Here is a 23678-nt window from a genome sequence, read left to right as displayed (position 1 = left end):
CGGCAATTTACGCAGCCTCTATATTCTTAGTTACGTCGTAGTTTATTTATTTTCCAAATCATTGAATACCCCTAACCTATATATTAAAAACTTCCTAATCTAAAAAAAGCACTGGCTTACTTAATCTGCCAGTGCTTTCAATAGTTATCTGCTTGAATAGACTTCCCATAGTTCATCAAAAACACGCAAGGCGGTTGTAAAGGGACTGTTCCACTCCAAATAATCACTAATCTCACTATAGTCAGTTGAGTGCTTTGGAAAATTATGGTCCATAAAAGCCCAATCAGCGAGCAAAGATTTATCGTCTGGTTGCTTTTTCCCTCGATAAGTCATTAAAAAATGATAAAAAGATCGCACCGTTTTTCACCTCTTTGATATTAGCTCTCCTCACGCATAAATGCTTCATGCTTTTTCAGTTTTCTACGATATACAATTGCGGCAAGATAAATACTGATTTCATATAAAATAATTAACGGAACTGCCACTACCAACTGCAATATAAAATCAGGTGGTGTTACAATTGTTCCAATAATAACTAAAACCAAATACGCGTATTTTCTAGTTTTTCTCATAAAATCAGGAGTCAGAACACCTAAAGCAGTCAAAAACATAGCAACGATTGGTATTTCAAATAACAGTGCAAATGGCAAAGTAATTCGAAGTAAAAATCTAAAGTATTTATCGACAGTAAACATTTCATTAAACATACCACTATTTAATGAAAGTAAAAAAGGAAGAATTAGTTTTATGAACATAATATAGCCAAAGACCAAACCAACAATGAATAATATAAACACAGCAGGAATGTATGCCAGAGATGCTTTTCGCTCAGTGGGAGTTAACCCTGGTTTGATAAAAAGCCATATTTGGAGAGCCAATAATGGTAAAGTAGCTGCAATTGCTACGAGACCTGCCATGGTAAAATGAATCCAGATAATTTCCCCGGGACTAATAACTGTCAACTTGAAATCCAGATCATTAACGAAAAACCAATATATATCTTTAACAAAAATAAAGCCGACAATAAAAAAAGCAAGAAAGAATAAAGCAGTAACAATTAATCTGTTTCTTAATTCGGATAAGTGTCCTGTTAGATTCATTTCTTTATCAATTTGAGCACCATTATCAGACATTCTTCCACCCCTCTACTACTCTATATCCAATATAAAAGAAGATGCAAGGGTATGCCTTACACCTTCCTTAGCTCATTTCTTAGAATGGTCACTTTTAGTTGACGTACTTTCGTCAGAAACTATATCCTTTGTAGCATTTTTGAATTCTCTCAAAGAGCTTCCAAAGGCTTTACCAATCTCAGGTAATTTAGAGGGACCGAAAACTACAAGAGCAATCACGAGGATGAGTATTAATCCCGGCATACCAATACTACTAAACATTAATCATCACTCCAAAATTATTTTGCTTTATTCCCTTGGATAATATCTTTAGTGTCTTGAAATTCATCTGCTACGTCACTAGTTAAATCACTGGTAGATTTTTTAAACTCACGTAATGTCTGACCAGCCGCTTTCCCGATCTCAGGTAGCTTTTTAGGGCCAAAAACAATTAAAGCAATTATTAATATTAAAATCAATCCGGGATCCCGATACTTGAGAACATATAAGCACCTTCTTTTTACATGATATCGTTATTATAGTGCAAATTTCCAATTACGTATATTTTATTTTTAAAAAATACATAAAACGTTCATAGATAAACTCGAAACGTATATAGTTTAACATGATTTAAATTAAGTAAACAAGTTTAAAATAATTTTGCTTCGCTGTATTGATCTGGATGATTCATATTAAAGAAATGCTTCTCAAGCACCTCTCTTGGAATATCATCGTAATCTTCTACATACTTGATATCAATATGTTCGAAAAAGCTTTTCACCCGAAGGTTATTTTGTGCCAACTGTTCCTGTATTTTCGGTAATACTTCACGCTTATAGACACCAGCCAAGGGGTGTGTTTTTTCGTTAAAAATAGGTACAGCTGCACTGTAATGGGAAATCTGCTTTTGTAACCAATCGTATACACTCTTATTCACAAATGGCATATCGCAAGCAGCCACAAAATAGAGGTCCGCTGTTTTGTAATACATAGCACTCTCTAGCCCGGCAAGGGGGCCCTTCCCTGTATATCTGTCAGCTACAATATCTGTATTCAAAAAACGGTATAGGATTGGATCATTTGCTACAATTGTAATTTCATCTGTAAATAAACTCATTTCATTGAAGATATGCTCAATACTTGTCTTCCCTCCCAAGGGTAACAAGGATTTATTCGTACCCATCCTTGAAGACTTGCCACCAGCTAGAATAATCCCCTGTTTTAGCATGAAATCCCCCCTAGTTCTATTTTCGATCATATTGTAAGAAATAGTAGTCATAAGGATTGGTCTCATTTTTTTCGCCTTTTGTTTTAGAGGTCAGGTTCCATTCCTCCTCTGAAAATGCCGGGAAATAAGTATCACCTTCAAATTCTTCATCAATCCAAGTTATATACATACGATCAGCAAACGGCAGTGCCTGATTAAATATATTTCCGCCACCTATCACGAAAAACTCTTGCTCTGGATACTGCCTATTCCACTCTTCAACCGTTTCTAAATCATGGATAACTTTTACCTGATCTTTGAGGTTGGTATTTCGTGAGATTACAACATTTTTACGATTTGGCAAGGAACCTCCCATAGAGTCATATGTTTTCCTACCCATAATTATTGTTTGTCCCGTCGTTTTCTCTTTAAAAAAACGTAGATCCTTGGGTAAATGCCATGGCATCCCGTTATTGTGTCCGATCACATGATTCTTGTCCATTGCAACTAATAAAGAAATCATAAAGATCCTCACCTTTCCATAAATGTATATTAAACTGCTATAGGTGCTTTTATTGCTGGATGAGGATTATAATTTTTTAATTCAAAATCCTCTAACTCAAAATCAAAAATTGATTTCTTCTCTTTATTTAAGAAAAGTTGTGGTTGCGTTTTAATCTCTCGGCTTAACTGTGTTTTAACTTGCGCAATATGATTTGAATAAATATGGGCATCTCCCAGAGTATGAACAAATTCCCCTACTTCCAAACCACATTCATGGGCAATTAAATGCGTTAATAATGCATAGCTTGCAATATTAAAAGGAACACCGAGAAAAACATCTGCACTACGCTGATAAAGCTGACAAGATAATTTGCCATCAGCTACATAAAACTGGAACAGTGTATGACATGGAGGTAAGGCCATGTTTGGAACGTCCTCGGGATTCCAAGCTGAAACGATATGGCGTCTGGAATCCGGATTATTACGAATGGATGCAATAACCTCTTTTAGCTGATCAATCGTTTCCCCTCTCGTTGTTTCCCATTTTCTCCACTGTTTTCCATATACTGCTCCAAGTTCACCATACAACTTAGCAAAGCTCTCATCCGTAAGTATTTTTTCTTTAAAATATTCCATTTGTGTTATATAGAGTTCTTTAAACGCCGGGTCCTTTTGGGCTCTATTCCCAAAATCGCTCATATCGGGACCGGTGTAATCGGCACTTTTAACCCATCTTTCAAATGCCCATTCGTTCCAAATATTATTATTATTTTCCAATAAATAACGAATATTCGTATCGCCTTTTATAAACCAGAGAAGCTCGCTAGCAACTAAACGAAAAGGAACTTTTTTTGTTGTTAATAACGGAAATCCTTTGCTTAGATCAAACCTCATTTGATGTCCAAATACTGATATAGTACCGGTATTTGTACGATCTTCCTTTTTATTTCCATTTTTCAATATGTAGTTACATAAACTTAAGTATGCCTCTTCACCACTCACCATGGTTATACCCCCATCTAAATTAAGATATCAACTGGATGTATTATATCATTCCTGTAACATAAACGTAACTCATACAACTATATTTTCTGACATAATACTTTATAGACAGACATCAAGAGAGGAGTAATAATATGCTAACTGGCACAATGGAGCATGTAGTTAAACATTCCTTAGTGTATAGCTATGCACTAAGCCAACCACTTACAACTTATGTTGATGCTTACCCTGAACTACAAAATAAACTATTGCTGGAAGCTGAGCACTTGGAATATGGGGATCACGGAGAAATAGTCAGATTTCTACAATATAAGATGAGTGACCTATCATACTATGATGACAAAATAGATGGCGAATTTGGGATATTAACAGAATATGCTATAAAAAAATTCCAAAGGAAGCAAACATTAACAGGTGACGGTCAGGTAGATCCGATTACACTTCAAACATTAATAAAGATAGAGAAGCAAAAAAATTTAAAACAGATTGAGAATCTGTCAGAGACAATTTACCCTGGGTTACATAGTAAAGACGTGAAAATTATGCAGGAATCTTTACGATATTTTGGATATTATACTGGTGAAATAGATGGGATTTACGGACCTCTCACTACAAAGGCATTAAAGCTTGCGGAAGAAGAACATAAATTAGAACTAACAAAAGAAGTTACCAAAAAAGCATTAGTTCAGCTTTATGAAAAAAATAGCGCAAACGAAGAGATAAATATAGTTGATGAAAAAGCTAAAACGCATCTAAAGACTACAAGTCAGAAAAATAAGAAACCAAAGAAAGCGAATGATAAAAAGAAATCAGTAAAAAAAGAGATAAAGCAAGCGAAAGTAATCGGGGCAAATAAGGGAGATACTGTAAAAACTGCACACTCTGTTTTAGGAACTCCCTATAAATGGGGTGGTTCCTCGCCAAGTGGTTTTGATTGCAGTGGTTTCATCCAATATGTTTTTCAGGAAAATGGTATCACAATACCCCGAACGGTAAATGATGTATGGAACTTTGCCGGACCAGTAAGCAATAGATCTGTTGGAGATCTTGTGTTTTTTGAGACATATAAACCTGGTCCATCGCATATGGGGATTTATATTGGGGATGGAAGGTTTATCCATGCAAGTGAATCCAGAGGCGTAGAAATAAGTGAACTCACAAACACTTATTGGGAACCGAGATACCTTGGTACAAAAAGAATTACAAAGTAATAATTAAAAGTTGAAGAGGCAGGCAAATCAATCCCTGCCTCCCCCCTTACCACTCTTTATAAAATTGGTTTAAAAATATCTCCATAAAATGATGTCGATCAGCAGCTATTTCAATTGCTGCTTCCGTATTTAGCAATGATTTTAATTTTAGCAATTTGTCGTAAAAATGCTGGAGCGAAGTATTCTTGTCCTCAGGATGATAAATCAGTTGCCCTGCTGCCCCACCATATGCAAAAGTTCTTGCGATACCAACTGCACCGATTGCATCCAAACGGTCAGCATCCTGCACTACTTTAGCTTCAAGAGAAACAGGCACTTCCCCTTTACTAAAAGAAACACTATCAATGACTTCATGGATCAAACTTATTTCTTTTTCCGGTATATGAATGGATGTAAGGAATTCAATCATATCTTGCTTTGCAGTTACAGGGTTAGCAACGAGTTTACTATCATAGACATCATGCAGCCAAGATGCAGCTTCGCAAATAAATTGATTAGCTCCTTCTTCTTCTGCAATTACTACAGCTTGGTGTGCTACCCGCTTCATATGAAAATAATCATGGCCAGTTGGATCATTTGAAAATAAATGACGAACATAATTTTTGATTTGATCTAGTTCTCTCTCACGTTGACTCAAAATAAGCCTACTGCCTTTCCGTCTTCTGATACATCCATTTTCAGTGCGGCAGGCTCTTTTGGTAAACCAGGCATTGTCATAACATCACCTGTAAGGACGACAATAAATCCAGCACCAATGGATGGTCGAAGTTCTCTAATATTAATTGTAAAATCTCGCGGTCTTCCTAATAATGTTGGGTCATCAGAAAGTGAATATTGGGTTTTTGCCATACAAATGGCAAGCTTTCCCCACCCCAGTTCTTCATATAAGGTTATTTGTTTTTTTGCTTTCGGGGATAATTCAATATCATCCGCACCATAAACTTGTTGAGCAACTTTTCTAATTTTCGTTTCTAAAGACTCATCCAGTTCATAAATCCGCTTAAAATTCTTATCAGAAGTATTTGCTTTCTCTACAACTTTTTGAGCAAGCTCAATGCCACCTTCTCCTCCATGTGCAAATACATCTGTTAAAGCTACTTCAAATCCCCTGGATTCGCACCAGTTACTGATAAAGCCTGTTTCGGCCTTAGTATCTGAAGGGAATTTATTAATAGCAACTACGAAAGGCAGGCCAAATGTTTCAATTGTTTCAATATGTTTTTTTAAATTTTCCATACCTGCTTTTAATGCTTCAACATTTTCTTGCTCCAGCTCAGCTTTCGCCATGCCTCCATGCATTTTTAAAGCTCTTACTGTTGCTACTATAACTACTGCCGCAGTATCAATATCTCCAGCCCTAGTCTTAATATCTAAGAACTTTTCTGCACCTAAATCAGCGCCAAATCCTCCTTCAGTGACAACATATTCACCAAGCTTAGCGGCTGTTTTTGTTGCGAGCACACTTTTACAACCATGGGCTATGTTGGCAAATGGCCCTCCATGTACAATGGCTGGAGTGTTCTCTATTGTTTGGACAAGATTTGGCTTAATTGCCTCTTTAAGTAGTAATGTTAATGCGCCTTCTACCTTTAGATCCTTAACCGTAATTGGTTGCTCGTCATATGTATAGCCTATAACCATTCTCGAAAGCCGGGCTTTCAAATCATTGATTGAAGTAGACAGACAAAGAACTGCCATAATTTCAGATGCTACAGATATATTAAAGCCATCTTCTCTTGGCACTCCGCGTAATGGCCCACCAAGACCTACTACTATTTGTCTCAGAGCCCGATCGTTCATATCCATAACGCGTTTCCATTCAATTCTACGTGGGTCAATATTCAATTCATTACCTCTGTGAATATGATTATCAATAATAGCAGACAGAGCATTATTAGCAGTAGTAATAGCATGAAGATCCCCAGTAAAATGCAAGTTGATATCCTCCATCGGCAAAATCTGTGAGAATCCCCCACCTGCTGCTCCTCCTTTTATTCCCATTACCGGACCAAGTGAAGGTTCTCTTAAAGCAATAACTGCTTTTTTTTCAATTCTATTTAATGCTTGTCCTAAACCTACAGTAACCGTAGATTTCCCTTCGCCTGCTGGTGTAGGATTTATCGAAGTAACTAGAATTACTTTTCCTTCTGGTCTATCTTTTAATTTATCTAATAAGTGCTCAGAGAGCTTAGCTTTTGTATGACCATATGGTTCCCAATCGTCTAAATCTAAACCTAGATCTGTAGCGATTGTATTGATTGGTTTCAGTGTGGCTTCCTGTGCAATTTCTATATCAGACTTCATGTATATGCCCCTCTCTAAATTCAGGTTTTTTAATATCTCTTTAAACGCTTTCATTATAACTTTAATTTTTGTACAAAGCTAGTAAATACACAATAATAATTACAGCGAATACCTTGACTGCTCTAGTGAAATAAGCTATATTAGACACAAGCAAAGAAGATGTATGGATTCATTTATAACACAGGCAGCTTCTATAGAAGTGGATGTAATTGTGATCCTACACTTCTATGGATGCTGCCTTTATTTATGTATCATGAATCTTCTTTGTATTACCACGTTACATGAGATAGCGTGAAAGTTTTTAGGAGGATTAATAACATGGAAAATGGAGTAGTAAAATGGTTTAACGCAGAAAAAGGATATGGTTTTATCCAGCTTGAAGAAGGAAATGATGTATTTGTACATTATTCCGCTATTCAAGAAGAAGGTTTTAAATCTTTAGAAGAAGGTCAACAAGTTTCCTTTGAAATCGTTGAAGGTGAACGCGGCCCACAAGCAGCTAATGTAATTAAAAACTAATTAAATTATAATTAATATAATATAAGCGGCAGTCGAGATGACTGTCGCTTTTTTTGGTTCTACTATATAAGTTGTGATTATCCAATGATTCGTAAAGTAAATAAACTCCGAACTAAAGTAGACTTATTTCTCTGTTAATGTAACAATAACACCGCTACGGAAAAATGCTGCGCTTTCCGGGGGCGGCTCTTACTGGAATAGCATGAGCTGAAGACCCTGCACGTAGAGTAGCAGAGGAAGCGGCTGAAGCTATGCTGGTGGAAAGAGACCCCTGTAGTGAAAATCGATGGGTCCATCTGCTTCCTTAAAATGAGATATACTTTAGTTCACAGTTGCTTCCTATTGTGAATATAAGAGATAATGTTTACACCTCAACATTTGCAATAGAACCTAAATTTTTGAACTAGAGAGCAATATATATTACTAGGTTAGCCATCTTGAGCTCCAGGGCCTCCACCAAGTGGAGAACGAGTGTTATTTCACAATCAAAAGCCCTCTACATTTTATCTACAAAAAAAGCACCTTGATTTATTGACCGTCAATCCGTATAATTAATTCTGTTGTTTTTCGCGGTTCGCAAACTCCCGCGTTATCAAAACTAAGGAGGAAATATTTCATGACAAATGAAGTTATTTGGTTATTATTTGCATTAGTTAATTTTTCTTTACTTCTCCTATTTTACAAGCTATTTGGAAAGATGGGACTATTTGTTTGGATAGGTATGGCTACTATATTAGCCAATATTCAAGTTTTAAAAACTGTTGAGCTTTTAGGGATGACAGCCACCTTAGGGAATATCATGTATGGTTCAGCATACTTGGCAACAGATATACTAAACGAAAAGTATGGCAAGCAAGATGCTAAAAAGGCTGTCTGGCTTGGATTCTCCACCCTAATTACTATGACTGTTATTATGCAAATCGCATTGACCTTTCAACCAGGTACAGAAGATATTGCACATAACTCTCTGGAAACAATATTTGGGCTTATTCCACGAATTGCTTTAGGTAGCTTGGCAGCCTATATTGTAAGTCAATACTTTGATGTCTGGATTTATGATAAGGTAAGAAAACTTCTTCCCTCAGATAAATATTTATGGGTCAGAAATAATGGAAGCACCGGAATAAGTCAATTATTAGATACTGCAGTCTTTTGCACAATTGCTTTTTATGGGAGCTTCCCGTTAAATATTTGGATAGAAATCTTTATTACCACTTATATAATTAAGTTTCTTGTTGCGATAATGGATACACCTTTTATGTATATAGCTAAGAATATGAATAAAAAGGATAGATGATCTCTCATCTATCCTTTTTAAATTGGGTTTTTTTTCAACAGTTTACTTTTCACTAATGCAGGAATATCCACTTTTAGAATTACTAAATGTACGAGTAAAAACAAAAAAGCAGTCATGTAGGCTTCAAACAAAAATGGCAAGAGGAACAACTCTGCAGTTAAAAGGAATAAATATGGTTGTCTAATCAATTTATATGGGCCTTTTTTAATTACAATTACATGGGGCAATTGAATATTTTTTGTGTTCCAAAACCTTCCCAAAGACATATAACACCATAATTTCAATAAAACTAAACAACAAAATAAAATAACCGGAAGGAAACTTATTAGAAATACAGACTTTTTGATGAGCAAGATCTCCAAAAGAATAGAAAAAATGGAGAAATGATACAAGAAGAAAAATGCTTTATTTCTAAAATTGTCCTTTTCCTCTCCTCCTCTTTCTCTTAACCAGCGTTCATTCCTTCTTGAAACTCTCCATTCCACGCTTCGAAGCCAAATAACTATTGTAAAAAACATAAAAATCCCCACTATCTGCATTAACCCCACTCCCATAATTTTTTATCAATCTACCAATTAGTTTGCACCGCTTTTCAAGAATTATTAACAAAAAATACACAGAAAATACACAAACTTTCTAAACCTATTTGTTAGTAAAATCTTTAAATAGCCTTTTATCAAGGTAATTGAACAAAATGTGAACTGTACCGCATTCTTAATATTTCTATTTGCAAATTGTGTATGATGAAAACAAGAAGAAAAACTTTATTTCAAGGGGTGAAGGAAATGAATGAAGTACATGGTAAGCATTCGAATACACCGAAAAAGGAAGAGCCTATTTTAAAGGGAACCTTTGTTTCAGTCCTATTAGTCGGAGTGTTTATAATTGTTAGTTGGGTCGCAGTCTATTTGTTGTTTATACTACGTTAGTGAAAAAGGAGGTTAAATTATGCATTTACACAAGTATGAGAAAAAATGGTTAATCTTTGGAATTAGTTCATTAGTTGTCTTTTTAATTATTTTAGGTTTTGGAGCGTTTTGGCAAGGTACGCATCCTCAAAGTCATGGGGTGACCATTGATCCGGAAAATGTTGAAGCTAACGAAGCTTTCAGGCCCGAAAATTTAGGGATTACAAAAATAGATGATAATAAATATATTGTTAATATTGTAGCTTCAGCTTTCAACTATGACTTTGGTACTGATGAAAATGGAGCTCCGTTAAAGCATATCCGAATTCCTAAAGGAGCAACTGTTCTTTTCCAAATCACTACAAAGGATGTTGTACATGGATTCAATATTGCTGGGACGAATGTAAACATGATGGTAGAGCCAGGCTATGTAAGTAGTATAGAAACTGTAATGGACCGTACTGGCGAATATACAGTTGTTTGTAATGAGTACTGCGGAGTTGGGCATCATTTAATGTTTGCGACTGTGGAGGTGTATGATTAATGGGACTAGAGAAGATAAAAAAGGTTTCAAATAATGAAATACTACCATTGACTATTTCTAAACAAGAATCAAGGCTATATATGTCATTTATATATGTTGCTATTATCTCTTTACTTATTGGTGGACTAATGGGTTTACTACAAACTCTCGTACGTTCGAATACAATAACATTGCCATGGGGGATCGGTTATTATCAAATATTAACTCTTCATGGAGTAGTACTTGCACTTGTTCTAACTACTTATTTTATTATAGGATTCCAGTTTGCATTAATGGGTAAAACGGTTGGAATATCATTGAAACAAAGAAAAGTTGCTTGGCTTAGCTTCTGGGTAATGATAGTAGGTACGGTGATGGCTGCAATAACTATTTTAATGGGGAAAGCAAGTGTCCTTTATACTTTTTACGCTCCCTTAAAAGCCCATCCTGTTTTTTATATTGGTTTAGCACTTGTAATTGTAGGCAGTTGGATTGCAGGATTTGTTAATTGGCACCAGCTATTTGTATGGAAAAAGAAACATCCTGGAGAAAAGTCTCCCCTACTTGCTTTTATGGTTGCAATTAATATGGCAATGTGGTTTATTGCTTCTCTTGGTGTTGCAGTTGCAGTACTTGTACAATTTATTCCATGGTCTCTGGGGTATGCAGAAACAATTAATGTACTTGTAAGTAGAACACTATTTTGGTATTTTGGCCACCCATTGGTATACTTCTGGTTATTGCCTGCTTATATGGCGTGGTATGCAATCATACCAAAAATTATTGGTGGCAAAATATTTAGTGATTCACTTGCAAGATTGTCGTTTATCCTATTTTTATTCTTCTCCATCCCAGTAGGGTTTCACCATCAATTAACAGAACCTGGGATAGATCCAGTCTGGAAGTTTATTCAAGTAGTGTTAACGTTTATGGTAATTATCCCAAGTCTAATGACTGCATTTTCAATGTTTGCTACTTTTGAGATTACTGGTCGTCGTAAAGGGTTTGGTGGATTATTTGGCTGGCTAAAACATTTACCATGGAAGGATGTAAGATTTCTTGCTCCATTTATAGGAATGCTTGCATTTATACCTGGTGGTGCTGGTGGTATCATAAATGCTTCTCATCAAATGAACGCAGTCGTTCATAATACGATTTGGGTAACAGGTCACTTTCACTTAACTGTGGCTACAACAGTCATTCTTACCTTTTTCGGTATTTCCTATTGGTTGATACCACATTTGACTGGAAGAAAGTTGACACCACAACTGAATAGATTAGGTATTATTCAAACTATTGTCTGGACAGTAGGAATGACCATCATGTCAGGTGCTATGCATATCCAAGGACTTTTAGGAGGACCTAGACGTTCAGCCTTTTCAGAATACGGTGGCACAGAACAAGCATCCAATTGGATTGGATATCAAGTAGCGCAAGCAATCGGAGGAAGCATCCTTTTTATTGGTATAATATTAATGCTTTATATTTTTATAAAATTAGCGTTCTTTGCTCCGAAAGGAATAGAAGAATTTCCAATAGCAGAGGAAGAAGAAGATGCAGAACCTACTCCAATGTTTCTCGAAAATTGGAAGCTATGGATTGCTATCACACTTGCATTAATTCTTTTTGCATACACGATTCCTTTTGTTGATATTATTCAAAATTCACCTCCTGGGTCACCACCTTTTTCTTGGCCTATTGGGAATTAGGGAAATAGAAATAAAATTCAATAAAAAAGAAGAGATAGCATATAGAGCTCCTCTCTTCTTTTTTTATTTCTCAATATTGTAAGCTTCCACCAAGGCTCTGTTTTCAACTGGAATTCGTATAAAAAGTAACAGAACATGCAGAATTGGAAATATTACTGCGGTTAAATAAGCACCAAATAGAAGAGGTATAATGAACAATTCAATACCTACAATAATGTAATTAGGATGTTTCACATATTTATAGGGACCTTTTTTAACCAATGAAAACTCCGGAGAAATTATTATTTTTGTATTCCAAAATTTACCCAATGATCGTATGCACCAAACTCTAATTAATTGAGTAAAAAGGAAAAGGGTAAAAAGAACAAGTGAGAATTGTTCTGTGGGAAAACCACGATAGCTAAATTCTATAATAATAGATATAAAAAATAAACCGTGTACAATCACAAACCATTTATAGTGCTCTCTTCCCCTTTCCACTCCACCCCTTTCTTTCATCCATAACTCATTATCTTTGGCAATTTTCAATTCCATAACCCGTTGAATAACAATAAAGATAAAAATTACCCACATAAACGTTAACAACATTATTCCCACTCCATTAAAATAAGCTCTGAACTGAAGCCAGGTCCTAAGGCGGAAATTATACTTTTTTCACCTCGGTTGTTATCTTTTATCATCCACTGTCTTAAAACATATAAAACGGTTGGTGAGGACATATTTCCGTGCTGAGAGAGAACTTTATAAGAATGTTTTAGTTTATTATCTGTCGTATTTAAAACTTCTCTCATCGCCTCTAACACCTTTTTCCCCCCAGGATGAGAAATAAATGAACTAATTTGTTTTTCAGTTATTTTATTTTCTTTCAGAAAACTATTTATGTGTCTATCCCAAAAGGTCTGAACCAAAGAAGGAATGCTTTTCGAAAAAACAACTTCCAATCCACTGTTCGTTACATTCCACCCCATTACTGAGGCACTTCCCTTCTTTGTTAGTGAACTATAATTAAGTAACTTCGGCGAGACCTGCTTTCGGTATGAGAGATAGGGTGAGTTTTTCCCAACTGCCAAAGTCGCACAAACTCCGTCTCCAAATAAGGCGCTACCTATAATGTTACTTTTCTTCATATCCCCTTTTTGAAAGGTTAAACTACATAACTCACAACATATTATTAATACTGTTTTATCTGGATTGGCAGTAATCCAATCATGTGCGCGTGATAAAGCTATAGCTCCTCCTGCACAGCCCAGTCCCCAAATAGGCATTCGATTGACATCTTCTCTAAAAGGACGTTCGTGAATAAGGTGAGCATCTATAGAAGGTGTTGAGATTCCAGTGCTTGAAACATATATAATCATATCTATTGCCTCGTAAGGAACCTCTTTCTCTAAAAAATCCTGATTTGTAAGGCAATCATCTATCGCATTAAGCGAATATTGAATAGCCAACTCCTTATATAAATCATTTCGTTCCTTGAATGAATGATCTTCCTTAAACCAAGTAGCAGGAACAGCAAATTGTCTTTTTTCCACCTGGGCGTTATCAAAAACAGACAATAATCTTGATAGACGTTTATCTGATGAAACAAATATTTCTTGCACGAGCTTTTTTATATCACCTTGACCTATTTCGTACTCAGGGACTCCAATTCCAGTTGAACAGATATGTGTCATGAACTCACCCTTCTCACTTTAGGTAATGTACTTAATCAAAGTCTGTAGATATCTGTGTATTTCTGTGTCAAGTAATTAATTAAATAAACAGGGTTTAATTTCTCTTGAGTTACGTCTTCTATGAGCTGAAGTGGTTTTTTCATTTTACCGTATTGATGAATATTTTGAGTTAACCAATGCTTAATAGAACCTAAATTTCCAGTGGATATCGCTTCCTTTACATTAACTTCTCTCGACAAAATATGATTAAATTGCGCAGCATACATATACCCGAGAGCATAAGAAGGGAAATATCCAAAGTCTCCTCCTGCCCAATGTATATCCTGTAATACTCCCTCTTTATCCGTGGGTGGCTTAATACCTAAATAATCTTGCATTTTCTCATTCCATAAGTTTGGCAGGTCACTAACTTTAATGTCTCCATTTATTAAAAGTTTTTCTAATTCGTAACGAATCATGATATGAAGTGGATATGTTAATTCATCTGCCTCAATTCGAATGAAGGAAGCCTTTACTTCATTAATTGCTTGATAAAATTCATTTAAAGGAACTTGTTGAAATGATGTTGGAGCAAACTTCTTAAATACTTCGTAGTGACTGCTCCAAAAAGCTTTACTTCTTCCTATAAAGTTTTCCCAAAATAAGGATTGTGATTCATGTATGCCCATGGAAGTTCCTGTAGCAAGTGGTGTAGAAGCAAGTTTTTCACTAATATTCTGTTCATAAAGGGCATGTCCACCTTCATGGATAGTGCCAAAGATTGCTGTCCTAAAATCACTCTCATCATATCTGGTAGTTATTCTTATATCATTTAAATTTAATGAAATGGCAAAAGGATGTATTGTTTCATCAAGTCTGCCTGACGAAAAGTCATAACCCATTCTGTTTAAAATTTCCTTACTGAATCCCTCTTGATCCGTTTTAGGAAAATGGGATTGAAGGATAGAGGAATCTGGTTTTAGTGAACTTTCATTTATCTTTCTTACTAGGGAACTAATTGCCTGTCTTAAGTCAGGAAAAACACGATCAAGCGTTTCGGTGGTTATACCTGGTTCAAAGTTGTGCAATAAAGCATCGTAGATATGATCTTCATAACCCCAATAAGTAGCGAATCTTTGGTTATATTCAACTAGTCTCTCCAAATAAGGCTGAAATAAAGCAAAATTCGCTTTTTCCCTTGCTTCTTGCCAAACTGCTTCTGATTTTGATTGTAGCATGACATAATTTTTATATTCATCAAGTGGTATTTTGCTATTTCTAATATAATTTTCTTCACATTCAAGCACTGCTTTTTTAATAATTTCATTCTCCGTGTCTTCTTTCAGCATATCTATGAAGTATTTCATTTTCTCGGAAGTTTGAAGCTGATGTGCTTTTTCTGCAAGGAAACCAACAACTTCTGAACGCTGTTCTACTCCCTTTTTAGGTATTTTTGTTCGCATATCCCATTGAGCCAGAGCCAGCATTTCTTTGTAAGAATTTAATTCACTTAACAAGTTCTTAAAATCTTTTTCCAATAACTCCTTATTACCCATATAACAAACTACTCCTTTATTTTGTTACCGAAGTATTGATAAAAATCTGTTCGAATAAAACCATTAAATAACTTTCTCTTTTTGGTTGATTTCTGGCCATATTCTTTTTCAAATTCTTCGTAAGCAGTCAGAATATAAACACTCCAGCTTGGATGATTTCGCATAATCAATCCCAAATTCCGGTAGATATCCGCCACTGTTTCTTTGTCGCCGAGACGTTGTCCATATGGTGGATTACCTATAATATATCCGTTATCTTTTCTAATAAACAAATCTTTAACCTGCATCTGTTTCCAAGAAATAAGATCTCCCAAACCGGCTTCTATCGCATTATCATTGGCTATACCAATCAATTTATGGTCAATGTCTGATCCAATAATATCAAGCTTTTGGTCATAATTAGCCTTGTCCTCAGCTTCTTCAAACGCCTCTTGCCAATATTTATTTTTAATAAAGCCCCAATTTTCAGAAGCAAATTCTCTATTAAACCCAGGGGCGATATTTTGACCAATTAATGCGGCTTCAATAGGAATAGTTCCTGATCCGCAGAAGGGATCAATGAGAGGGAATTCTGGTTTCCAGTTTGTTAGAAGAACAAGAGCTGCGGCCATCGTTTCTTTTAATGGTGCTTCTCCTTGTCCCACACGATAGCCTCTCTTATGAAGCCCAGCGCCGGAAGTATCCAGGGTTAAGGTTACTTCATCCTTTAATAAGGCTACTTCAACTTTATACATAGCCCCAGTTTCGCTCATTTTTGATGCAATACCATATTTTAGTTTAAGACGTTCTGCTATTGCTTTCTTAGTAATTGCTTGGCAGTCAGAGACGCTGTAAAGTTTGGATTTTACAGACTTCCCTGTAACAGGAAATTGTCCGTCTTCCGCAATGAAACTCTCCCAAGGTAAGGATTTCACAGATTCAAAAAGCTCATCAAAAGTTACTGCTTTGAATTTACCGACAAGTAGCCGCACACGATCAGCAGTACGAAGCCACAAATTACATCGGGGAATAGCAGAGACGGGAGCCTCAAAAATCACCTTTCCATTTTCTACTTCTGCTTCATATCCAAGCTGTTTTACTTCTTTAGCTACAACAGATTCTAAGCCCATTGCTGCTGTAGCAATTAGAGTTACATTTCTCATTTAATAATTCCTTTCGTTTCTAAAATAGTGTATCTAGATTAGCCTTAGTTTATCATAATCCTTTCTTGAATATGAAAACATAACCATCCGCCAATACAATAAGTTATGTAAAAACCATAACATAATAAAAAACCCTTTTTAGCATTTAAGCAAAAAAGGGTTCTCATTTAAAATATAATAGACCGTTAAATACTCGATAAGCCATGTTCTGTACCAATGTACTGCAATCGATGGTCAATCTCGTACATATGGATGTGATCATCTATCTACAAGTATATACTTGTCCTTCTTTCGGTTCGCTTCCCTACTGGAAGATGCCCCTACCATTATTTGGGTTGCTCACTCGCGGGGTTTACCTCGTTCCACCCGGATGTTTCCAAACCGGCTACGTCACTGTGGCACTTTCAAGGATAAATCCGTATCACAATGTGACTTAGGATGTCTCCTGCCGTTAACTGAAAAGGTTACCTTGACTTATGATTTCGTCAAGCACGAACACTACAAACATCACAGTTTGTGTGAGCATGGACTTTCCTCTGTATTATAAATACAGCGATCACCTGAGTATTTAACAATTTGCTAATAAATAGTTTACCACAGAAATAAAAGAAATTCAATCGGTGGGAATATTTTCCATTTATTATTCAGCTTGTTACATTTCACTATCTGATTCGTTAAACTTCTTTCCAAAAACTGCTTTTTCTAAATTTGAAAGTCTCTTCAATACATCATAATTAACTTGGGTGTTTTGCTGTACAGAAGATCTCGTTCTTGTTTGATCCTGAGAAGTTTTCTTCAATCGCTCATTCTCTTGCTGTAGTCTCTCTATCTCTTGGCTAAAGGTGTCATAGTCTTGAATCACGGAATCCAAGAACTCGTCTACTTCTTCTTGATTGTAACCACGCATCGCTGTCTTAAATTCTTTTTCAAGTATATCTTTTCCACTTAATTGCACTCTACTTAAACTCATTTAATCACCTCTTCATATTCGCATGCTCATTTTTTCAAATTTCTAACGGAAAGTCAATTTAAAGTATTATACCTGTAGTTACCAATTATATTTATTAATTAGCTATAGTATACCATTAAAAAAGGAACCTGAAAAAGATCAGCTTCCTTTACTTGAAATTTATGTGTTATTTATTATGTAAATCTGATGGTTGAAAGGAAAATGGCAATAATTCTTCCATGGTCACAGTTTTCACTTCATTTTCCAGGTTAGTCAAATGAATCCGCATATCAGAAGAAAAGAATTCGCTCATTACTTGTCTGCAAGAGCCGCATGGTGGTACAGGTCTTTGGGTATCTGCAACAACCGCCATTTCCTTAAATTCTTTTTCCCCATTGGAAATTGCGTTAAATATTGCGACACGTTCAGCACAACAACTTAAAGGATAGGCAGCGTTCTCGATATTACATCCTGTGTATATTCTTCCCGATCCAGTAAGAACAGCTGCCCCAACTTGAAACTTAGAATATGGTACATAAGCACATTCCTTTATTTTTATTGCTTTTTCAATCAACTGTTTTCTATACATCTGTATTCCCTCCTCAACGTGTGGAAAGATATTATATGCGAAAATAAAGTGAATGTAAAGCGGTTTCACTGATCTATTGAAGTTCTTCTATTAGTTGATCAAAAATATAAGTAATTGAATTGTAAAGTTCCATATACCTTTTCCTTCTTACATCAACATAATAGCTATGCAGGAGAACCAATTCCATATTTTCCTTTGTGGACGTAATTTGATGTGGGTGTACATTCACTTTCCTTTCTTTAACAGTTTGTAAACCTAAAGCCTCCCACTCTTCAAGTAAATCATATATAGGGTTGGTTTCTTCCTTAACCTGTTGAAAAAATGCTTTGTCCCTCATGCTGGCAGGAGGCTCGTTCATTTCATATTTGTGTTTCAGGAATATTAAATGATGTTTTAATGTTTTAGTTATATCTTGTAAATCCATATGCGTTTAGCCCGTCCTTTATCTAATTCTTCTTTTCTATACTTTATCATTTTAAGGTTTAAATAGCATTAATCATGATAACATTCTATTGTACCTCTAATAAATTTTTTTGTTTCGCTTATCTCTTTATAATGTGATTGAAAACAGCCCCATACCTCACTATCTATGCTTGTGGTTAACTTCTGATCCAACAAACGTAATTGATCTAACATATGTTGCAGAGACTCTTCTGTTGCTTTTTTATCTAAACCATTCCTTATTCGATCATTTTTTAACATGGCTAAACCCATTCTATCCACCCTCTCATGGTTTTTTTATAGTAATTCGCGATCTGGGCTGGTTAAACCTTCCCCTTCGACAAAAGTAGAAAAAAGCTTACAAAACAAGTGATTTATTTCATTTTTTCTGCCATGTTGAGACATACTACACACAAAAGGAGGGTTTATTTATGAGCAAAAAACTAAAACCTGATAAATCAGCAGAAACCATTCAATCAAAGTCTCTGAAACAGGGAGATAAAAAGTTAGCTGGTCCAAATCGCCCTTCAACTTAATAAAAGAGGAGAAAGCGGCACAAAAGACTTTTATATATTAAAAATCCGAACCGATTCATTACTATTACTGAATCACGGTTCGGATTTTTTACAAATTATTAATTTTTCATGGTTTGTTTTAAATGGTAATAAGCGTACAACATGGCCCTTTTTCGGTAAAAAGGTTTACCAATCTCCTTTATTTCTACTTTTTCATCTTCCATCCATTTTTTCTTTATACCGACCCAATTACTCCAATCCCGACGAATGATATCTTGATGTTCAATTACCGGATAAATCGTTCTCAAAGCGGGCGCAGCAGGCAGATTCACATTTATATATTGTTCATAGTCCTTTCGTGAACCTGTATGCTCACACTTCTTTGCAAAATTAATCGCTTGATGATAAATACTTGGTTCAAAAAGTATAGAAGCTAATTGTTTTCCTATCCTAATTCGTTTTGAGAGGTTCGAGAAGTCATGGACATAGATACCGTATAAAACTCCTGAAAATCCAGGAAAAACTGCAGCATTCATCATTAAAAAATCTTGGAGTAAATAAGGTAAACTGGTAAATACATGCTTACGAAAAAATGATTGCCTTATTACAGGAGCTTGTATTACATTCTGTTCATTAATAATTAACGATTTTACTAGTCGATTTAGATCCTTCGTTCTCCAGAAACTTTCCCATTCGTTTATCATAAATTGAGACGTATGAAAATTTCTTAATAAATAAAACAATGGTTTGTTTTGATAAATGGATAACTCGTATGTTAGTAACTGAGGATAGGCATCAGAAAAAATAAGCCAATTAGCACGTTCATACGTCATAAACATCCGGCTACGTTCCCTCTTATTTAACATATTGGTAAATGGAGAAAGCCATAAGTCGGTCATGTTATATCCGGCGTTCCTTGAGACCATACTGGCAAGGAATGACCATTTAATCTCTGGGTGTGCAACATAGTAATTAAAATAAGCTTTTGTACGTGATATGTTGTCCTTATTATGCTTCCTTGTTAATTTTGTTATATAATGAAGGTAATTAGTATCTTGAAGTGATAAATTCATTTCTCTTCTTCCTTTATTCAATGTTTATATTTAACTATCTGTATAAAGAAGGAAGTTTATACTTGTTTTTTATTATCAACGAGCTACTCTTATAGTATGATACAGTAATTCAAGGAGGAAACATGTTTGAAGTATCCAAATGGAAAAAGGCTTAACACATCTCAAAATACGATGCAGGCGAAGATGGGAAGTGTGTTTAGTAACCGTGGAATGACACTAGAGGACGACATCAATGCTACTAATAAATTTTATTTGGAAAGTAATAAAGCTATAATTCATAAAAAGCCTACCCCTGTACAAATTGTCAAGGTAAATTACCCTAAACGAAGTGCAGCTGTAATTACTGAAGCATATTTCAAACAGGCTTCAACAACCGATTATAACGGAGTTTATAGAAATAAGTACATTGACTTTGAGGCAAAAGAAACAAAAAATAAAACATTGTTTCCCCTGGCAAACGTCCACGAACATCAAATGGAACATATGAAATCAGTAACCGATCACGGTGGAATATGTTTTCTCATCATCCGGTTTTCTATGTATAACGAAACATACCTATTAGAGGCCGAAAATCTTTTTTATTATTGGCGAGAAAAGTTATCCGGTGGGAAAAAATCCATCCCTTATAGTGATATAGCAAAGAAAGGATATTTGATTCCTTTTCATTATCAAGCAAGAATTGATTACCTAGCTACAATAGATAAGCTTTATTTTTAGAGACGGAGGAATGAGCTATGGCAGATAAGAGCCAGACGCGTACAGCACGAAGAAAACAAAAGAAAACAAAAAAGAAACCAATATGGAAAAAGATATTAGTTGCGTCATTAATATTTGTTCTGGTGATTGGTTTGGGAGTGGCAGCAGTAGGTACTTACTGGATCGTAACTGCCCCCGACATTGAAGCATCAAAATTATCCGATCCTCTTGCTTCCCAGGTATTAGACAAAGATGGTGATGTTTTTGCTACACCTGGTGACCAAAAAAGGACGAAAATTGAGTATGATGATTTGCCTCAAATTTTGGTTGACGCTGTAACTGCTACGGAGGATGCCAGATTTTTTGAACATAGTGGTATTGATTTACGGAGAATAGGTGGAGCGGTTATCGCCAACTTTACCAATGGATTTGGTTCAGAAGGTGCCAGTACAATAACCCAACAGGTTGTCGAAAAATCCTTTCTTTCACCTGAGAAAAAGATTAGCTTAAAAGTACAAGAACAATGGCTTGCATTAAAGCTTGAAAGAAAGTATTCCAAAGAAGAAATATTGGAAATGTACTTAAACAAGATATTCTATGGAAGTAATGCTTATGGTGTAGCAAGAGCAGCTGATGTATATTTTGGGAAGAAGGAGTTAAGTGAGTTGACTCTTCCTGAGGCAGCAATTTTGGCTGGTCTTCCGCAAAGACCAACAGCATATAATCCTTTTAAAAATCCTGAACTAACAAAGAAACGAATGAATACTGTTCTAACTCTAATGGTTAGACATAATAAAATAACTCAGGAAGAAGCAGATGAAGCACGAAAAGTAGATATTCCATCATTATTAAATGAATCAAAGCCAGACTCCATCAAATATGACGCTTTTCTAGATCAAGTGCGAAAAGAAGTAAGTGAAAAATTAGATGGTGCAGACATCGATACAGATGGCTTAAAAATTCATACAACATTGGATAAAAATATCCAGGAACATGTTGAGTTCTTATTAAAGGATAAAGAAAATAGCCCTATTTCCTACCCAGATGAAGAAATGCAGGCAGGAATGGTAGTGCTTGACACCAAAAATGGCGCAATACGTTCTATTGGGGGCAATCGCAGTGAAAAAGCTGGTGGCTTAAATTATGCCATTGACTTAAACAGACAGCCTGGTTCCACAGCCAAGCCTATTCTATCTTATGGGCCTGCAATTGAATATGATAAGATTTCCACCTATCATCAAATTAATGATGACAAACCATATGATGAAGGTGTTGAAACTCCAATAAGAAACTGGAATAGACAATATGGTGGTTGGATGTCAGCAAGGTATGCTCTTGCCCAATCACTGAATGTACCAGCTGTGAAATTAGCAAAAGAAACAGGGCTTGATAAAGCACAAGAGTTCGGAGAAGGGCTTGGATATAAATTTGACAATGATCAGATAGATATCCGTGACGTTATTGGCGGGACAGGTACCGGAGTCTCCCCTCTTCAATTAGCTGGTGCCTATAGAGCATTTGGTAATGAAGGGATTTATAATGAACCATATGCTGTAACGAAAGTTGAGTTTCCGGATGGCAAAGTAGTTGAATTACAACCTAAACCAGAGGCTGCTATGTCTGATTACACGGCATACATGGTAACAGATATGTTGAAGAGTGTAATGACAGAAGGAACAGGAAAAGAGGCAAATATTCCAGGACTCCACGTAGCCGGAAAAACAGGTACTACCAACCACACAGAATTAGAAGGTAGTCCAGATTCATGGTTTAGTGGATACACTACAAATTATACAATATCAATTTGGACTGGTTATAATGATTACAATAAAACGTTGCCGAATACAAAAATTCCACATGCTTTATTTAAAAATACAATGACGGAGATTTCCAAAGATAAGGAAACAGCTGATTTTGAAAAACCAAACTCCGTTGTGGAAGTTGCAGTAGAAAAAGGATCGCAACCAGCAAGGTTACCAAGTGACTTTACTCCAAGTTCTCAAATAGTAAAAGAATTGTTTGTAAAAGGTACGGAGCCAAAGAAAACTTCAGAAAAATATGATGAGCTTGATCCTGTCAGCGACTTAAAAGCAACTTACGATAAAGAAAGCAACACGATTGATGTAAAATGGAAATATGATGCTGATGAAAAAGTGAATTTTGAAGTTAGCACAAGTGTTGACGGTGGAGAAATGCAAAGCCTATCATCGACAGAAGATAAGACTATACAGATTTCAGAAGTGGAGAAAGGTGCTGAATATACAATTCAGGTTGTTGCGGTAAGCAGTGAATCAAGCTCCATGAAGAGTGAACCTGTGACTACAAGTGTCAATATAACTGATGAAGAAGAGGAAGATACTGAAGAAGAAAATGAAGAGGAAGATAGTGCTGAAAATATTCCTGCTGTGAGTGGGTTAAGTGCAAAGTACAACGAAGAGAATTCCATTATTGATGTTTCTTGGAATTACAATGGTCCACCAGCATCCTTTGAAGTATCTGTAAATGGTCAAACTCAATCGGTACAATCAAACGGAATAGAAATTTCAGGTGCCTCCCCTGGCCAATCTTACACTATTCAGGTAACTCCTATTGGCCAAAAAGGCGCGAATAAAGATGCTAAGGGTGAACCGCAAAGTACTCAAATTACAGTACCGGAAAGTCAAAATGAAGAAACGAACGGAAATGAAGATTCTCAGGAAGATCAAAACAATGAAGACAACCAAGAAGAATCTGGTGAGGAAGGACAAAACGAAGAATAAGTTAATTTAA

The 23678-nt window shown here is 35.7% G+C and carries 26 protein-coding genes, 1 other RNA gene and 1 pseudogene; 8 read left to right on the top strand and 20 right to left on the bottom strand.

Annotated features, from left to right (window positions below):
• Nucleotides 1-144: 144 nt before the first annotated feature.
• The 7 genes and pseudogenes from JCM12304_RS05610 to JCM12304_RS05580 all read right to left on the bottom strand — a co-directional run bounded on the left by JCM12304_RS05610 (nt 145) and on the right by JCM12304_RS05580 (nt 3828).
• Nucleotides 145-357 carry a YozE family protein gene (locus JCM12304_RS05610; protein WP_019378435.1) on the bottom strand — a complete coding sequence of 71 codons (213 nt, stop codon included), beginning with the start codon at nt 355-357 and terminating at the stop codon, nt 145-147.
• Between the two features lie 20 nt (nt 358-377).
• Nucleotides 378-1133 carry a twin-arginine translocase subunit TatC gene (gene tatC / locus JCM12304_RS05605; RefSeq protein WP_060678960.1) on the bottom strand — a complete coding sequence of 252 codons (756 nt, stop codon included), beginning with the start codon at nt 1131-1133 and terminating at the stop codon, nt 378-380.
• A 72-nt stretch (nt 1134-1205) separates the two neighbouring features.
• Nucleotides 1206-1394: a twin-arginine translocase TatA/TatE family subunit gene (locus tag JCM12304_RS05600; protein WP_019378433.1), complete on the bottom strand. Its 189-nt coding sequence runs from the start codon at nt 1392-1394 to the stop codon at nt 1206-1208.
• Nucleotides 1395-1411: 17 nt separating this feature from the next.
• Nucleotides 1412-1617 (bottom strand): annotated as a pseudogene (gene tatA / locus JCM12304_RS05595) (twin-arginine translocase TatA/TatE family subunit).
• A gap of 144 nt (nt 1618-1761) precedes the next feature.
• Nucleotides 1762-2340 carry a molybdenum cofactor guanylyltransferase gene (mobA, locus tag JCM12304_RS05590; protein WP_060678956.1) on the bottom strand — a complete coding sequence of 193 codons (579 nt, stop codon included), beginning with the start codon at nt 2338-2340 and terminating at the stop codon, nt 1762-1764.
• A gap of 16 nt (nt 2341-2356) precedes the next feature.
• Nucleotides 2357-2842: a dihydrofolate reductase gene (locus JCM12304_RS05585; protein ID WP_060678954.1), complete on the bottom strand. Its 486-nt coding sequence runs from the start codon at nt 2840-2842 to the stop codon at nt 2357-2359.
• A gap of 29 nt (nt 2843-2871) precedes the next feature.
• Nucleotides 2872-3828, bottom strand: coding sequence for a thymidylate synthase (locus tag JCM12304_RS05580; RefSeq protein WP_060678952.1), 957 nt, complete (start codon nt 3826-3828; stop codon nt 2872-2874).
• Between the two features lie 131 nt (nt 3829-3959).
• On the opposite strand from JCM12304_RS05580, the gene JCM12304_RS05575 reads away from it, so the two are divergent.
• Nucleotides 3960-5036 carry a C40 family peptidase gene (locus JCM12304_RS05575; RefSeq protein WP_060678950.1) on the top strand — a complete coding sequence of 359 codons (1077 nt, stop codon included), beginning with the start codon at nt 3960-3962 and terminating at the stop codon, nt 5034-5036.
• A 46-nt stretch (nt 5037-5082) separates the two neighbouring features.
• Here JCM12304_RS05575 and JCM12304_RS05570 read toward each other — a convergent pair whose 3' ends face one another.
• Entirely contained in the window at nt 5083-5673 is a 591-nt protein-coding gene (locus JCM12304_RS05570) for an HD domain-containing protein (RefSeq protein ID WP_060678948.1), read from the bottom strand.
• A complete protein-coding gene (locus tag JCM12304_RS05565; protein WP_060678946.1) occupies nt 5670-7340 on the bottom strand; it encodes a formate--tetrahydrofolate ligase in 1671 nt (556 codons plus the stop codon). The genes JCM12304_RS05570 and JCM12304_RS05565 overlap by 4 nt, the downstream gene beginning before the upstream one ends.
• A 318-nt stretch (nt 7341-7658) precedes the next feature.
• Here JCM12304_RS05565 and JCM12304_RS05560 point away from each other — a divergent pair, with 318 nt between their 5' ends.
• On the top strand, nt 7659-7859 hold the full coding sequence (locus JCM12304_RS05560; protein WP_019378425.1) for a cold-shock protein: 201 nt from the start codon (nt 7659-7661) through the stop codon (nt 7857-7859).
• Nucleotides 7860-8475: 616 nt separating this feature from the next.
• Complete coding sequence (locus JCM12304_RS05555) at nt 8476-9156, top strand: queuosine precursor transporter (RefSeq protein ID WP_060678943.1); 681 nt, start codon at nt 8476-8478, stop codon at nt 9154-9156.
• Between the two features lie 17 nt (nt 9157-9173).
• On the opposite strand, the gene JCM12304_RS05550 is transcribed toward JCM12304_RS05555, so the two are convergent.
• The gene (locus JCM12304_RS05550) at nt 9174-9695 is read right to left on the bottom strand and encodes an isoprenylcysteine carboxyl methyltransferase family protein (RefSeq protein WP_060678941.1); all 522 of its coding nucleotides are present in this window, start codon (nt 9693-9695) and stop codon (nt 9174-9176) included.
• Nucleotides 9696-9941: 246 nt separating this feature from the next.
• Between JCM12304_RS05550 and JCM12304_RS05545 the strand changes: the two genes are divergently transcribed.
• From JCM12304_RS05545 to JCM12304_RS05535, 3 genes are read left to right on the top strand one after another with little or no spacing between them, the layout of a single operon-like run.
• Nucleotides 9942-10085: a hypothetical protein gene (locus tag JCM12304_RS05545; protein WP_019378422.1), complete on the top strand. Its 144-nt coding sequence runs from the start codon at nt 9942-9944 to the stop codon at nt 10083-10085.
• A 19-nt stretch (nt 10086-10104) separates the two neighbouring features.
• Nucleotides 10105-10608: a cytochrome c oxidase subunit II gene (locus JCM12304_RS05540; protein ID WP_060678939.1), complete on the top strand. Its 504-nt coding sequence runs from the start codon at nt 10105-10107 to the stop codon at nt 10606-10608.
• Complete coding sequence (locus tag JCM12304_RS05535) at nt 10608-12296, top strand: b(o/a)3-type cytochrome-c oxidase subunit 1 (RefSeq protein ID WP_060678938.1); 1689 nt, start codon at nt 10608-10610, stop codon at nt 12294-12296. Before JCM12304_RS05540 ends, JCM12304_RS05535 begins: the two co-directional genes overlap by 1 nt.
• 63 nt (nt 12297-12359) lie before the next feature.
• Here the strand turns inward: JCM12304_RS05535 and JCM12304_RS05530 are convergent, their stop codons facing one another.
• The 10 genes from JCM12304_RS05530 to JCM12304_RS05485 all read right to left on the bottom strand — a co-directional run bounded on the left by JCM12304_RS05530 (nt 12360) and on the right by JCM12304_RS05485 (nt 20213).
• Nucleotides 12360-12830, bottom strand: a complete 471-nt coding sequence (locus JCM12304_RS05530) for an isoprenylcysteine carboxyl methyltransferase family protein (protein WP_223280531.1) — start codon at nt 12828-12830, stop codon at nt 12360-12362.
• Nucleotides 12831-12883: 53 nt separating this feature from the next.
• Nucleotides 12884-13969, bottom strand: a complete 1086-nt coding sequence (locus tag JCM12304_RS05525) for a type III polyketide synthase (protein WP_060678934.1) — start codon at nt 13967-13969, stop codon at nt 12884-12886.
• A 35-nt stretch (nt 13970-14004) separates the two neighbouring features.
• Complete coding sequence (locus JCM12304_RS05520) at nt 14005-15504, bottom strand: carboxypeptidase M32 (RefSeq protein WP_060678932.1); 1500 nt, start codon at nt 15502-15504, stop codon at nt 14005-14007.
• 8 nt (nt 15505-15512) lie between these two features.
• Nucleotides 15513-16646, bottom strand: coding sequence for a THUMP domain-containing class I SAM-dependent RNA methyltransferase (locus tag JCM12304_RS05515; protein WP_060678930.1), 1134 nt, complete (start codon nt 16644-16646; stop codon nt 15513-15515).
• A gap of 192 nt (nt 16647-16838) precedes the next feature.
• An RNA gene (rnpB, locus tag JCM12304_RS05510) (RNase P RNA component class B) lies at nt 16839-17214 on the bottom strand.
• A gap of 84 nt (nt 17215-17298) precedes the next feature.
• Nucleotides 17299-17616, bottom strand: coding sequence for a cell division regulator GpsB (gene gpsB, locus JCM12304_RS05505; RefSeq protein WP_019378415.1), 318 nt, complete (start codon nt 17614-17616; stop codon nt 17299-17301).
• A gap of 166 nt (nt 17617-17782) precedes the next feature.
• The gene (locus JCM12304_RS05500; RefSeq protein ID WP_060678928.1) at nt 17783-18184 is read right to left on the bottom strand and encodes a cytidine deaminase; all 402 of its coding nucleotides are present in this window, start codon (nt 18182-18184) and stop codon (nt 17783-17785) included.
• 73 nt (nt 18185-18257) lie between these two features.
• Nucleotides 18258-18608, bottom strand: a complete 351-nt coding sequence (locus tag JCM12304_RS05495) for a DUF1798 family protein (RefSeq protein WP_019378413.1) — start codon at nt 18606-18608, stop codon at nt 18258-18260.
• Nucleotides 18609-18676: 68 nt separating this feature from the next.
• Nucleotides 18677-18898: a hypothetical protein gene (locus JCM12304_RS05490; protein WP_019378412.1), complete on the bottom strand. Its 222-nt coding sequence runs from the start codon at nt 18896-18898 to the stop codon at nt 18677-18679.
• Nucleotides 18899-19259: 361 nt separating this feature from the next.
• Nucleotides 19260-20213, bottom strand: coding sequence for a DUF2515 family protein (locus tag JCM12304_RS05485; RefSeq protein WP_060678926.1), 954 nt, complete (start codon nt 20211-20213; stop codon nt 19260-19262).
• Nucleotides 20214-20339: 126 nt separating this feature from the next.
• Between JCM12304_RS05485 and recU the strand changes: the two genes are divergently transcribed.
• On the top strand, nt 20340-20930 hold the full coding sequence (gene recU / locus JCM12304_RS05480) for a Holliday junction resolvase RecU (RefSeq protein ID WP_019378409.1): 591 nt from the start codon (nt 20340-20342) through the stop codon (nt 20928-20930).
• A gap of 17 nt (nt 20931-20947) precedes the next feature.
• On the top strand, nt 20948-23668 hold the full coding sequence (locus JCM12304_RS05475) for a transglycosylase domain-containing protein (RefSeq protein WP_060678923.1): 2721 nt from the start codon (nt 20948-20950) through the stop codon (nt 23666-23668).
• The last annotated feature ends 10 nt before the right edge of the window (nt 23669-23678 follow it).

The organism is Virgibacillus halodenitrificans JCM 12304, from assembly GCF_001310895.1.
Taxonomy (GTDB): Bacteria; Bacillota; Bacilli; order Bacillales; family Amphibacillaceae; genus Virgibacillus_Q; species Virgibacillus_Q halodenitrificans.
The sequence above is the reverse complement of the archived record's forward strand: the minus strand, read 5'-3'. Positions and strand labels throughout refer to the sequence as shown.